This window comes from Rhodopseudomonas pseudopalustris (genome assembly GCF_900110435.1).
GTDB lineage: Bacteria > Pseudomonadota > Alphaproteobacteria > Rhizobiales > Xanthobacteraceae > Rhodopseudomonas > Rhodopseudomonas pseudopalustris.
The window spans coordinates 244,096-256,634 of record NZ_FODT01000001.1 but is presented as its reverse complement, the minus strand read 5'-3'; the positions used below and the strand labels follow the sequence as shown (position 1 = coordinate 256,634).

The 12,539-nt window shown below is 62.4% G+C and carries 11 protein-coding genes; all 11 read left to right on the top strand.

Translation table 11 applies throughout. The features are described from left to right. Positions 1–136 precede the first annotated feature (136 nt). The 11 genes from BMY71_RS24270 to BMY71_RS01190 all read left to right on the top strand — a co-directional run bounded on the left by BMY71_RS24270 (position 137) and on the right by BMY71_RS01190 (position 12,517). A complete protein-coding gene (locus tag BMY71_RS24270; protein WP_139202584.1) occupies positions 137–499 on the top strand; it encodes a hypothetical protein in 363 nt (120 codons plus the stop codon). A gap of 254 nt (positions 500–753) precedes the next feature. Continuing rightward, positions 754–1,260 carry a MarR family winged helix-turn-helix transcriptional regulator gene (locus BMY71_RS01235; RefSeq protein WP_175557581.1) on the top strand — a complete coding sequence of 169 codons (507 nt, stop codon included), beginning with the start codon at positions 754–756 and terminating at the stop codon, positions 1,258–1,260. 224 nt (positions 1,261–1,484) lie between these two features. Then, positions 1,485–1,847, top strand: a complete 363-nt coding sequence (locus BMY71_RS01230) for a hypothetical protein (RefSeq protein ID WP_139202583.1) — start codon at positions 1,485–1,487, stop codon at positions 1,845–1,847. A 58-nt stretch (positions 1,848–1,905) separates the two neighbouring features. Next, a complete protein-coding gene (gene ihpA, locus BMY71_RS01225) occupies positions 1,906–3,180 on the top strand; it encodes a divalent metal ion exporter subunit IhpA (RefSeq protein ID WP_092681170.1) in 1,275 nt (424 codons plus the stop codon). Beyond that, positions 3,177–4,133, top strand: a complete 957-nt coding sequence (gene ihpB / locus BMY71_RS01220; RefSeq protein WP_092681168.1) for a divalent metal ion exporter adaptor subunit IhpB — start codon at positions 3,177–3,179, stop codon at positions 4,131–4,133. The genes ihpA and ihpB overlap by 4 nt, the downstream gene beginning before the upstream one ends. Positions 4,134–4,232: 99 nt before the next feature. Further along, positions 4,233–7,445: an efflux RND transporter permease subunit gene (locus BMY71_RS01215; protein WP_092681166.1), complete on the top strand. Its 3,213-nt coding sequence runs from the start codon at positions 4,233–4,235 to the stop codon at positions 7,443–7,445. Further along, the gene (locus BMY71_RS01210; protein ID WP_092681164.1) at positions 7,445–7,813 is read left to right on the top strand and encodes a hypothetical protein; all 369 of its coding nucleotides are present in this window, start codon (positions 7,445–7,447) and stop codon (positions 7,811–7,813) included. The genes BMY71_RS01215 and BMY71_RS01210 overlap by 1 nt, the downstream gene beginning before the upstream one ends. Before the next feature lie 48 nt (positions 7,814–7,861). Next, positions 7,862–9,085 (top strand): OpgC family protein, encoded by a 1,224-nt coding sequence (locus BMY71_RS01205; RefSeq protein WP_244525949.1) that lies wholly within the window; start codon positions 7,862–7,864, stop codon positions 9,083–9,085. Beyond that, entirely contained in the window at positions 9,075–9,803 is a 729-nt protein-coding gene (flgF, locus tag BMY71_RS01200) for a flagellar basal-body rod protein FlgF (RefSeq protein WP_092681163.1), read from the top strand. The genes BMY71_RS01205 and flgF overlap by 11 nt, the downstream gene beginning before the upstream one ends. 175 nt (positions 9,804–9,978) lie before the next feature. Beyond that, positions 9,979–12,165 carry a heavy metal translocating P-type ATPase gene (locus BMY71_RS01195; RefSeq protein ID WP_092681161.1) on the top strand — a complete coding sequence of 729 codons (2,187 nt, stop codon included), beginning with the start codon at positions 9,979–9,981 and terminating at the stop codon, positions 12,163–12,165. A 37-nt stretch (positions 12,166–12,202) separates the two neighbouring features. Next, positions 12,203–12,517, top strand: a complete 315-nt coding sequence (locus tag BMY71_RS01190) for a ferritin family protein (RefSeq protein ID WP_092681159.1) — start codon at positions 12,203–12,205, stop codon at positions 12,515–12,517. Positions 12,518–12,539 lie beyond the last annotated feature (22 nt).

The window sequence follows — 12,539 nt, the reverse complement described above, 5'->3', positions numbered from 1 at the left end:
GAAGCTCGCGGCGCTCTCGTTGCGGCCGCGAAATTGGTTGATGAGCGCTTCACGTTAGCGGCAGTCGCGCGCTCCAGGGAATGGTGATCACTTCGTTTTGGCTATGCATAAGTAGGACGATTTGCTACGGAGGCAAATGACAGGCTCGATCCAACATTTTCCGCCTTTCCAACCGCGGCTTAAGATCCGCCGAGCGGTACTCTTGCTGATCGCTTTCGCCTATGTTTTCGTCGGCATACTCCATCATTGGGAATGTTATCACTTTCCCCCGGCGGGTGGAAGCGGCATCGATTATGCGACTGCTGACTCAGAAGGCGCCAGCCGCAGCTTCGTTGGCTCGCTTTGCGACGATTGTCCGTCCTGTTCCGGCGCCCTTCTCCCCGCCTGCGAAACCGGCGCCAGGATCAAGGCGATTTCCGAGAGAACGAATATCGGTTTCAAAATGCCGGCCCTTCCGGGCAAAAGGCCGGATAGTCCCCCACCTAAAATGTTGACCTGAACAAGTTTCGCCAGGCGCTCTGCGTCTCGATCGTTCGGTTTCAGGTAGGATATTATGTTCAATTCAAACGGTATCACGCGTATCGCGTGCCGGCCGGCTATGCGCGTGCGTGAGGAAATCACGAGGTCGTCTCATTGTGTTTCGCCGGACGGTGCGAGGATAGCCATCCCTTTCCGCAAGCGATGGCAGCCCAAAATGCAGCCTGTCGGCCATCGTGGACCTCTTAGGGTGCTACGATGACGAGCGGCAGACCAATGCTGACCGGGATGTCCGTGCCGGCGCGCGACGGGCCGGCGAAGCAGGCGCACGTCGGCCGAAGGCTGGTGTGGGACATCTCGGCCATCAGCGCCTGCATGGCTCGCATTGCCGATCTCCTCGGAAACAGAATAGGCGTCACGGGGTCGCAGTGGCTCACGATCATGACGATCGACGGGCTCGACCAAGGCGATGGCGTGTCTGTCAGTGACGTCGCTTCGATCCTGAACCTCGACACGTCGTTCGTTTCTGCGCAATCGAAGATTTTGGAAAAGAAGGGGATCGTACTCCGAACCCAATCCGCGGCGGATCGACGGATTGTCCTCCTGTCTCTGACCGAATATGCAGTTCCGAACTTGGAGGAACTTGACCGGTCCAAATACACCCTTGAGGATCACATGTGCGGCGGGCTGGAAGAGCGCTCGATCGAGGAACTCTCCGAAGCGCTGGTCACTATGCGCCGCCGCTTGAGACGGGCGGTGCTTCTAGTTGCCGCAGGCGAATAGACCACTCGCAACCGGTCGCATGGTGCGTAATCTGGTCGGAATCTTTGGAAATCGGCGCATAGATGCGACGATCGTGAAGCCTTCGGATGTGGGCTGCTCGGACTATCCGACTGTCGATCCGAGGAACGGCGTGTTAGGCGGTAGGTCACGCGGAACGACAATAAAGAGGGGATTTCTTTGCCGCTGTAATAGTATTCGCCAACAAAGTTTGGTATGTGGGTGGAATGGATCGTACAGCCTATCATGGTTCGCCGGTAAAGCAGTCGAGCGGTTTCCGCCGTTCGATGCTAATGTTCCTTGCCTTCGTCTATCTGTTCGTGGGCATTGCCCACAATATTTCATGCCTCGACCAGGTGGTCGCTTCGGGCATTGCTTTCGAGCAGATGTCCGATGCCAGCGATGACGGCACCAAGACCGGTATTGCCATCTGCGATCATTGCCCGACCTGCGCTCCCGCCATGATGCCGGCGGCTTCGGTTGCGTATGCCCCAACCGCCGTTCCTGCCGCGCCAGTCGTGACAGCAGCTTCAGTGATCATCGCCGGTCTTTCGCGGCTCGACACCCCTCCACCCAAATTCCTGACCTGAACGCATTCGCCGGGCGCGCGAGCGCCTAGACTCGGTCGTTCTTCAGGTTTCTAGATTCATGTCCATCAGAAGCGCCGCCACGCTCATCGCGTGCGCGACGACATTGCTTGTCAGTCCAGTGCTGACCGGTGTGTCCTACTCGCAGACCATCACTCTGCAGACCGCCTTGCAACGCGCGCTGACCACCAGCCCGCGTCTGACGGCGGCGGAACGCGATATCGGGATCGCCTCCGGCCAGCGCATCCAGGCCGGCGCGCTGATCAATCCGGAACTGTCCTATGAGCAGGACAACTCGTTCGGCTCACGTAACTATCGCGGGACCCGTTCGGCGGAGACCACGCTGCAGATCAGTCAGCTTTTCGAGCTTTTCGGCAAACGCGACGCCCGCATCGCGGCAGGCCAAGCGGGCGTCGAGACCGCCGCGATCCAGCGCAAGGCGATCCGCCTGGAGGTACTGGCCGAGACCGCAGGCGCGTTCCTCAATGTGCTCGGAGGACAGCGCCGCATTCAGATACTCGACGAACAGATCGCCGAGATCGACCGCATCACGCCGCTGCTGCAGCGGCGCGTGGATGCCGGCGCCTCTTCGGTCGCCGAGATAGGACGCGCGGAAGTGGCTTCGGCTCTTGTGAAGGCCGACCGTGAGCGCGTCCGATCGCTGCTTGCCACTTCGAGACGGGAACTGGCAGTGCTTATGGGGGACACCGCGCCGAAGTTTTCGGCGGTTTCCGGACGGCTGGACGCCACCGGTCGCCCGCCGTCGTTCAACGCCGTGATCGCGGCGATCGATGCAAACCCTCAATTGATGCGCTGGACCGCCGTATACGCGCAGCGCAATGCGGAGCTGCTGATCGCCAGGCTGCGTCCCTATCCGGACGTACGGGTCAACGCAGGCTGGCGCCACTTCAACGACACCGGCGACGACGCCGTCCGGCTGGGCGTCACCGTCGCGATCCCCGTTTTCGACCAGAACCAGGGGAACATCCTTTCGGCGCAGGAAAGCCTCGCCAAGACCCGAGCCGAGCGGGAGGCCAACCGCAATTCTCTGATCGTGCTGGCCGGGCGGGCCTACGACACCCTGCAGGGATCTCTGCGCGAGTTGGCCATCCTCAGGGATTCGGCGATCCCGAAATCGCGTCAGGCATCCGATGCGATCTTCGAGGGATATGGCCAGGGACGCTTCACGCTGCTCGAGGTCCTCGACGCCCAGGCCAGCGTCGCTCAGGCGCGCCTGCGCGAGCAGGAGGCCCAGCAGAACTTCCACGTCGCCGTCGCGATCATCGAGGGGCTCGTCGGCAATCCATTCGCACTGGCGCGGGAGAGCGCACGATGAAGAAACCTATCGTAATGATCGTCGGCGCACTCGCCGTTCTTGCGGCCGGTGCCGCGCTCTATGCCGCAACGCCCGGCAAGTCGTCCGAACCGGCCTCGAAGGAAGCGAAGCAAGAGGAGAAGGGACGTGAGGAGGAGGGCGTCGTCGAAATGGCCGACGCGAAGGTCTCGTCCTCGAACATCGAAATCCTTTCCGCTTCGCAGGCGACGTTGAACGACTCGATCGTCCTGAACGGCATCATTCAGCCCAATCAGGAGATGCTGGTGCAGGTCACGCCGCGCTTTCCGGGCGTCGTCCGCGAGATCAAGAAGCGCATCGGCGATCCCGTCGAGAAGGGCGAACTGCTTGCCAAGATCGAGAGCAACCAGAGCCTCACCACGTACGAAATGCGCGCTCCGATCTCCGGAACGGTGATCGACCGCCAGATTTCGCTCGGCGAGTACGCTTCCGAGCAGAAGCCCTCCTTCATCGTGGCCGACATCTCGACCGTCTGGGTCGACCTGTCCGTCTACCGGCGCGACCTGTCGCGCGTGAAGGTGGGTGATACCGTCGTCATCGACGTCGGAGACGGAGGAAAACCGATCGAAGCCAAGATTTCCTACGTCTCGCCGGTGGGTAGCAGCGACACCCAGAGCGCGCTGGTGCGCGCCGTCGTCCAGAACGAAGGCCTCCGCCTGCGCACGGGACTGTTCGTGTCCGCTCGGCTGATCCTGTCCGCAAAGAAGGTCCAGGTCGCCGTGAAGGCGGCCGCGATCCAGTCGGTCGAGAACCGGAACGTCGTGTTCGTCCGGAACGGGACGAAGTTCGAGGCTCGGGACGTCGAGATCGGCGCGCGCGATCCTGAAAACGTGGAGATCGTGTTCGGCGTTCTGGAGGGTGACAAGTACGCCGCCAAGAACAGCTTCATCGTCAAGGCGGAACTCGGGAAGGGCAGTGCCGGTCATGAGCACTAAATTCCGCCCTAGCGCGCCGTCGTCGCGCGCGCTCGCATTTCAGTATCTGCTCTCCGCCGTCGGGGACCGGCCGCACTACTTCGTTTCCGGAGCCTTGCTATGATCGATGCCATCCTAGCCTTTTCGGTCCGCCAGCGCTGGCTGGTGATGATCGGCGTCCTGCTGATGGCCGCGTTCGGAGCCTGGAATTTCAGCCGACTGCCGATTGACGCCGTTCCGGACATCACGAACGTGCAGGTGCAGATCAACACCAACGCGCCGGGCTACTCCCCGCTCGAAGTCGAGCAGCGCATCACCTTTCCCATCGAGACCGCGATGGGTGGCCTGCCAAACCTCGTCAACACCCGCTCGTTGTCCCGCTATGGCCTGAGCCAGGTGACGATCGTCTTCAAGGACGGAATCGACATCTACTTCGCGCGGCAGCTCGTCAATGAGCGCGTGCAGCGGGTGAAAGACGTTCTTCCGACGGGGATCGAGACGGCGATGGGTCCGGTTTCGACCGGCCTCGGCGAGATCTATCTCTACACGGTGGAAGCCAAGCCGGGCACGAAGAACGCCGAGGGCCAGCCGTTTAGCCCGACGGACCTACGGACGGTCCAGGATTGGATCATCAAACCTCAGCTTCGTAACGTCACCGGCGTGAACGAGGTCAACACGATCGGCGGTTTCGAGAAGCAATTCCATGTCCTTCCGGACACCAGCAAGCTCATGGCGTACCGCCTCAGCTTCCGCGACGTGATGGCCGCGCTGGCGGCGAACAATGCGAACGTCGGCGCAGGCTACATCGAGAAGAACGGCGAGCAGTACCTCGTCCGGACGCCCGGCCAAGTCGCGAACCTCGAAGAGATTCGGCAGATCGTGATCGGGTCCCGCAGCGGCGTTCCCGTGCGGATATTCGACGTCGCCGAAGTGAAAGAAGGCAAAGACCTGCGCACCGGCGCGGCAACCCTCGATGGCAACGAAATGGTCATGGGCACCGCGATGCTCCTGATCGGCGAGAACAGCCGGACAGTGGCGCAGCGCGTGGCCGCCAAACTGGAGCAGATCGGCAAGTCGCTTCCCGATGGCGTGACCGTCCGGGCGATCTACGACCGGACCCATCTGGTCGATGCGACGATCGCAACCGTGGAGAAGAACCTCGTCGAAGGCGCTCTGCTGGTCATCGTCATCCTGTTTCTGATCCTCGGCAACTTCAAGGCGGCGATCGCCACGGCGTTGGTCATTCCGCTGGCGATGTTGTTCACGATCACGGGCATGTTTGAGAACAAGGTCAGCGCCAATCTGATGAGCCTCGGCGCGATCGACTTCGGCATCATCATCGACGGTGCCGTGATCATCGTGGAGAACTGCCTGCGCCTGCTTGCCCATGAACAAGCGAAGCAGGGCCGGATTCTTACGCGAGAAGAGCGCTTCGAGACGATCATCGCGGGCTCGCGCGAGGTGATCAAGCCGAGCCTTTTCGGCACGTTGATAATCGCCGTCGTCTATCTGCCGGTCCTGACGCTGACGGGCGTCGAAGGCAAGATGTTTACGCCGATGGCGTTGACGGTTTTGATCGCGCTGTTGGGCGCCAGCCTGCTTTCGATGACGTTCGTTCCCGCTGCCGTCGCGCTGATGGTCACGGGCAGGGTGTCGGAGAAGGAGAACTGGTTCATGCGACTGGCCCATCGGTCCTACGTGCCGATGCTGGACTTGGCCATCCGCTTCCGGGCCGTGGTTGCCGTGGTTGCCGTAGTGCTGATGGTCGCGAGCGGATATGCGGCTTCCCGCATGGGCGGCGAATTTATCCCGAGCCTGGACGAGGGCGACGTTTCTATTCAGGCGATCCGCATACCGGGAACGAGCCTGACCCAGTCGCTGGAGATGCAGCAGGCTCTGGAGAAGCGTCTGCTGAAGATACCGGAGGTGAAGGAGACTTTCGCGCGCACCGGTACCGCCGAGGTCGCCACCGATCCGATGCCGCCTTCGATTTCGGACGGCTACGTGATGCTCAAACCGCGCGACCAGTGGCCGGACCCGAAGAAGCCGAAAGCCGAAGTCGTAAAGTCGATCGAAGAGGCTTCCGAGGAGGTCGCCGGCAGCAGCTACGAACTGTCCCAGCCGATCCAGCTGCGCTTCAACGAACTGATATCCGGGGTCCGGAGCGACGTCGGCGTGAAGATCTTCGGAGACGATCTGGAGGTGCTGACGCAGGTCGCCGGCCAGGTACAGACGGTGCTGCAGGCAGTGCCGGGGGCCGCGGACGTAAAGACCGAGCAGGTCGACGGTCTGCCGGTGCTGACGGTGAAGCTCGACCGCAAGGCCCTTGCCCGTCTCGGGATCAGCGTGACCGACGTCCAAAGCCTGGTCGAGATCGCGGTCGGCGGAAAGAGCGCCGGTCTCGTCTTCGAAGGTGACCGCCGGTTCGATCTGGTGGTCCGGTTACCCGAAGACAGGCGCTCGGACATCGAAGCGATGAAGGCGCTGCCGATTCCGTTGCCGCCTCTCGATGGCCAGGCCAAGGTGCAAACGGCGGTCCTCGGCTCTTCGCCGCTCAACCAGATGCGCTACGCGCCGCTGTCGGAACTCGCCGAAATCTCCGTTGCGCCTGGTCCGAACCAGATCAGCCGCGAGGATGGCAAGCGGCGCATCGTTGTTTCTGCTAACGTCCGGGGCAGGGATCTCGGTTCGTTCGTGACGGATGCCCAGAGTCAGATCGGCCAGAAGGTAAAGCTGCCTGCGGGGTACTGGATCGGGTGGGGCGGCCAGTTCGAGCAGCTCGTTTCGGCGACGCAGCGCCTGACGATCGTGGTCCCGATCGCACTACTTCTGATCCTGCTTCTGCTGTTCATCAGCCTGGGATCGGCCGCCGATGCGTTCCTGGTCTTCAGCGGCGTGCCGCTCGCGCTGACTGGCGGCATCTTCGCGTTGGTTCTGCGGGGCATACCCCTGTCGATCAGCGCGGGCATCGGGTTCATTGCCCTTTCAGGGGTCGCGGTGCTCAACGGTCTGGTGATCATCACCTTCATCGAGCGGCTGCGTCATGAGGGTAAGACCATCATGGAGGCCGTCCACGAAGGAGCGCTGACCCGCCTGCGGCCCGTCCTGATGACGGCGCTTGTCGCCTCGCTCGGTTTCGTGCCTATGGCAATCGCCACTGGCGCCGGCGCCGAGGTGCAGCGTCCGCTGGCGACCGTCGTCATCGGCGGGATCATCTCGTCCACCATCCTGACGCTTCTTGTACTTCCGGCGCTTTACATCCTGTTCCGCCGAGAATCATCGCCTGCCGAAGTCGAGGCGGTGCCTGTCCACGCCACCAAAGGAGACCACTAATGAAGAAGATACTGCTCGTCGTGTCCGCGCTTTTGTTCGCTGCACCTGCCATCGCGCAGCACGCGCATGAGAAAGGCCCGAATGGCGGCCCGATGGAGGACGTCGCCGGCGTCGATGTCGAGATGGTCGCCAAGGGCAAGACCCTCACGTTCAACGTCTTCGACGAAGCTAAGAAGCCGGTCGCCACTACGGGATTTTCGGGTACCGCTTTGCTGACCTCCGGAAGCGACCGAGAAGTGCTGCCGCTTGTTGCGGAAGGCAATGCGCTCAAGGCCGAAGCGAAGAAGGACATCGCCCCCGGATCTGCTGTCACGGTCACCCTCAAGGCCGCCGACGGAAAGTCGGGTCAGGCGAAGTTCAAGAACTAGGCCGGAAACTCGACAACCGATGGGAGCGCCGTATCGGCGGCGCTCCGAATGGACATCATGAACGACGCAACGAAATCAAGCGGTACGGGACGGGACCTGCGTCTCGATCTGTTCCGTGGCATGGCGAACTGGGCGATCTTCCTGGATCACGTGCCCAACAACGTGGTCGCCTGGCTCACCATGCGGAACTACGGATTCAGCGATGCGGCGGAACTGTTCGTCTTCGTATCGGGGTTCACAGTCGCTTTCGTATACTCGAAGATGCTGCGTGCGAAGGGGCTTCTCGCGGCGGCCGCCGGAATTCTCGGCCGTGTCTGGCAGATCTACGTCGCCTACGTGCTCCTTTTCGTATTCTATGTGGTCGCGGTCGGCTACGTCGCGCAGCGTTATGGCCACGCCCATCTGCTCGACGAATACAACATCCGCAGCCTGATCGCCGATCCGGTCGAATTCCTGAAGCACGGTCTGCTGCTCGAGTACCGTCCCCTCAACCTCGACGTCCTGCCGCTATACATCGCCCTGATGGCTCCGTTTCCCGCGGTGCTCTGGTCGTTGACCAAGGCGCCAGGCGTCACCTTGGCGGGCTCGATCGCCCTCTACGCGGCGGCCCGGTCGTTCGGCTGGAATCTGCCCGGGTACCCGTCCGGGTCGTGGTATTTCAACCCTTTTGCATGGCAGTTGTTGTTCGTGATCGGTGCGTGGACGGCGACCGTCGATCGCGGCACGCTGGATAGGACTTTGCGCTCGGGCATCGTGCTGCCGCTGGCCATCGCGGTCGTCGCGTTTTCGGCGATCGTGACCGTCGCGCTGCGCACTGGAAACGACTGGATGATGCCGGATACGTTGCGCCTCGTCTTCTCGATGAACGACAAGACGAACCTCGCCCCGTACCGCATCGCCCACTTCCTGTCCCTGGCAATCATCGTGGCGCGTCTCGTTCCGAGAAACGCGCCGGCGCTGGCTTGGCCGGTCTGGCGGCCGTTGATCGTCAGCGGGCAGCATTCGCTCGAAGTTTTCTGCGCGGGAACGTTCTTCGCAGCCGTCGCCTATTTCGCGCTCGACTTGGTCGACGGTTCGCTTCTGGCCCAATTCGTAGTGAGCGCGGCGGGCATCGGCGCGATGGTCGGCGTCGCCTACTTCCGGAGTTGGTCCAAGAAGAGCAGGTCGCTAGGCGAAGGCCAGGGCGCGGGAGAGCGCCCAATCGCGGATCCGGATGAACTGGTGGCCAACGGTAAGTCGATGAAGCCGATAGGAGGTTTCCATGGGCGATAAGCTGATGATCGGCCTTTCGGGATTGATGGCCCTGCGGCGTCACGTGGACACGCTCGCGAACAACGTCGCCAATCAGACCACATCGGGATTCAAGGCCCAAAGAACGCAGTTCCGCGAGTATCTGACAGCGGCCAAGGAGGGCGAGGCGCCATCCTACGAAAAGCGTTCGCTGGTGGACACCAGTCATTTCACTGACTTCTCCACGGGAGGACTCCGTGCGACGGGCAATCCGCTGGACGTCGCCATCACCGACGACGCGTTCTTCGTCGTAGATACGCCGGCGGGACGGCGTTACACGCGCTCGGGCGCGTTCACGCTGAACGACACCGGAAAGCTGGTAACGCTTGATGGCCTTCCGGTCGTGACGTCGACCGGGCAGTTAGTTGTCCAGCCGCGCGACGGTGCCGTCAACATCGGATCCGATGGCACCGTGTCGACGGCAAAGGGCCGCATCGCAGGCTTGCGGTTGGTAACGTTCGCGGATCGGCGGCAATTGCAGCCAGAAGGCAGCGGCCTGTTTTCTTCCGTCTCGTCTCCGGTCGATGTCCCTTCCGGAAAAGGAAGACTGGCTATCGGCGTCCTGGAGACGGCGAACGTCAACCCGGCCGACGAGGTCAGCAGGTTGATGGCGGCGACGCGCGCCTACGACGTGATGGCGAACGCCGTCTTCAAGGGAGATCCTCCTGAAGAGCTCCGCAAATTGGCGGGGGACAGCTGATGTCCCGGAATAGCATATTTCCTGGACCCGGCGTCGGGTCCCGTCGCGACTTCTATGTGCGCCCTCGGCTGCCGGCGCTGCCCATTCTGAATGCCCGTGTCCAGCGGGATACGGAGATACATCAGGACGCCACATCGTTTCTGGCGGACCATTTAACGAGATCGCGGAGATTGTCATGACGAACGTTGGTGGTGCCGAAGAGACCCGGATGCGCGTCGAAGGCATGGACTGCGCGTCCTGCGCGGTCAAAATCGAGAACGCGCTCCGGCGTGTGCCCGGAGTGACCGACGTCAAAGTCTCGGTCGCGGCCGGGAACGTGACCGTAAGACACGATGGTGCGGACATCGGCACGATGGGCTCTCGGATCGCCGGACTAGGCTACAAGGTCGCGGCTGCCGACAAGAAGGGCGTCCAAGCGTCTTATGACCACGGCGGTGCCTCTCATGATCACGACCATGACCACGGCAACGCGCACGGTCACGACCACGGACCAACCGACGGATCGTGGTGGCGGACTTCCAAAGGCATTTTGACGATCGCTTCGGGTGCTGCCTTGGGTGCGGCCTTCCTGGTGGGGAAGGTCGCGCCGGCGACGGAGAAGTGGGCTTTTCTGCTCGCGATGCTGGTCGGACTGATCCCGATAGGGCGCCGCGCATTCGCCGCAGCGGTCTCGGGAACGCCGTTTTCGATCGAGATGCTGATGACCATCGCGGCGATCGGCGCGGTCTTCATCGGCGCGACGGAAGAGGCCGCTGCCGTCGTCTTCCTGTTTTTGATCGGCGAACTGCTGGAAGGCGTCGCCGCAAGCCGGGCGCGGGCGAGCATCCAGGACCTCACCAAACTGGTCCCGAAGACGGCCAGGCTCGAAGAGAACGGCCAAGTCCGCGAGGTCCAGGCGGACACGCTGGTGGTGGGGTCGATGATCCAGGTCAGACCCGGCGACCGTATCCCGGCCGACGGTGCGATCGTGGCCGGTGAGAGTTCGATCGACGAGGCCCCGGTGACTGGGGAGAGCACGCCTGTCCGCAAGGGCCCTGATGAAAATCTCTTCGCAGGCACCATCAACGGCGATGGCCTGCTCAGTGTTCGCGTCACCGCCGCCGCGGCTGACAACACCATCGCGCGGGTCGTCCGGCTGGTCGAGGAGGCGCAGGAATCCAAGGCGCCCACCGAGCGGTTCATCGACCGCTTCTCGCGGTACTATACGCCAGGGGTGGTCGTGGTCGCCTTCCTGGTCGCTGTCGCTCCGCCCCTGCTTTTCGGCGGCGTCTGGAACGAATGGGTCTATAAGGGGCTCGCGATCCTTCTGATCGGATGTCCATGTGCCCTGGTGATCTCCACCCCGGCTGCCATCGCGGCCAGCCTGTCCGCCGGCGCCCGGCGCGGGTTGCTGTTGAAGGGCGGAGCAGTCCTCGAGCAGGTAGGCAAGATCACGATCGCCTGCTTCGATAAGACCGGCACCCTGACGGCCGGGAAGCCGGTCGTGACCGACGTGCTGTCGTTCGGCGCTTCTGAAGACGAGGTGCTGCGCCTTGCAGCGGCGCTGGAGACGGGTTCCAGCCATCCGCTGGCGATCGCGATCCTTGCCGAAGCATCTAGACGCGGGATCCTGCCGCCGCCGACCTTGGGATCGCAGGCGGTCGGCGGCAAGGGCGTCCGGGCCACCGTCGATGGCAGGCAGATATTTCTGGGATCGCCCCAGGCCGCTTTGGACATCGCCGTCCTGGACATCGAGCACCAAGGTCGCATCGCGGCTCTTAACGACGAGGGCAAGACGGTCTCCATCGTGGTGATCGGCGACGCGGCGGCGGGCGCCATCGCCATGCGGGACGAGCCTCGTCCCGACGCGGCCGTGGGTCTGAAGCTTCTGGGCGACCTTGGAATCCGGACGATCATGCTGACCGGCGACAATCGGCGCACGGCGACCGCCATCGGGAAGCAGCTCGGGATCGAAGCGAAGGCGGAGCTTCTGCCTCAGGACAAGCAGCGGATCGTCGCGGAATTCCAGGCGCAGGGCTTCACGGTCGCGAAGGTCGGCGACGGCATCAACGACGCACCAGCGCTCGCTGCCGCAGACGTCGGGATCGCCATGGGCGGCGGCACCGACGTCGCCCTTGAGACCGCCGATGCGGCCGTTCTTCACGGCAGGGTCTCCGATGTGGCCGCAATGGTCGACCTCTCGAAACGCACGATGCTCAACATCAAGCAGAACATCACCGTCGCACTCGGCTTGAAAGCCGTATTTCTCGTCACCACGGTGATCGGCTTGACCGGGCTGTGGCCCGCCATCCTCGCGGACACCGGGGCGACCGTCCTTGTGACGATGAATGCCCTGAGACTTCTGAAGCCGTCCAAGACCTAGCCCGCACATATTGAATCTAATCGAGGAGGAGAAAGACATGGGTTTCGATCAGTATCATGAGCCGCCGGAAGAACTCTCGCAGGAGACGCGCACCTTCGCACGCATGATCACCTCTCTGATCGAAGAGGCGGAAGCCAACATTTGGTACGAACAGCGGATGTCCGTCGAGCAGGACAAGGACGCGAAGGCGATCATGGCGAACGCCCAGAAGGAAGAGTTCAAGCATTTCGGCATGAACCTCGAGTTCCTGTTGCGAAAGAAGGGTGACTGGAGAAAGGAGCTTCAAGGCATCCTGTTCAAGGATGGCGACATCGTGGAGCTCGGAGAGAAGGCGGAGAAGAGCGTCGACTAAGAGCACCGTCGCGCGAAGGAGG

What these genes read in the sequence shown, in the direction of transcription:
- BMY71_RS24270 (WP_139202584.1), top strand. Translation starts at nt 137, where the DNA reads ATGACAGGCTCGATCCAACATTTTCCGCCTTTCCAACCGCGGCTTAAG.
- BMY71_RS01235 (WP_175557581.1), top strand. Translation starts at nt 754, where the DNA reads ATGCTGACCGGGATGTCCGTGCCGGCGCGCGACGGGCCGGCGAAGCAG.
- BMY71_RS01230 (WP_139202583.1), top strand. Translation starts at nt 1,485, where the DNA reads ATGGATCGTACAGCCTATCATGGTTCGCCGGTAAAGCAGTCGAGCGGT.
- ihpA (WP_092681170.1), top strand. Translation starts at nt 1,906, where the DNA reads ATGTCCATCAGAAGCGCCGCCACGCTCATCGCGTGCGCGACGACATTG.
- ihpB (WP_092681168.1), top strand. Translation starts at nt 3,177, where the DNA reads ATGAAGAAACCTATCGTAATGATCGTCGGCGCACTCGCCGTTCTTGCG.
- BMY71_RS01215 (WP_092681166.1), top strand. Translation starts at nt 4,233, where the DNA reads ATGATCGATGCCATCCTAGCCTTTTCGGTCCGCCAGCGCTGGCTGGTG.
- BMY71_RS01210 (WP_092681164.1), top strand. Translation starts at nt 7,445, where the DNA reads ATGAAGAAGATACTGCTCGTCGTGTCCGCGCTTTTGTTCGCTGCACCT.
- BMY71_RS01205 (WP_244525949.1), top strand. Translation starts at nt 7,862, where the DNA reads ATGGACATCATGAACGACGCAACGAAATCAAGCGGTACGGGACGGGAC.
- flgF (WP_092681163.1), top strand. Translation starts at nt 9,075, where the DNA reads ATGGGCGATAAGCTGATGATCGGCCTTTCGGGATTGATGGCCCTGCGG.
- BMY71_RS01195 (WP_092681161.1), top strand. Translation starts at nt 9,979, where the DNA reads ATGACGAACGTTGGTGGTGCCGAAGAGACCCGGATGCGCGTCGAAGGC.
- BMY71_RS01190 (WP_092681159.1), top strand. Translation starts at nt 12,203, where the DNA reads ATGGGTTTCGATCAGTATCATGAGCCGCCGGAAGAACTCTCGCAGGAG.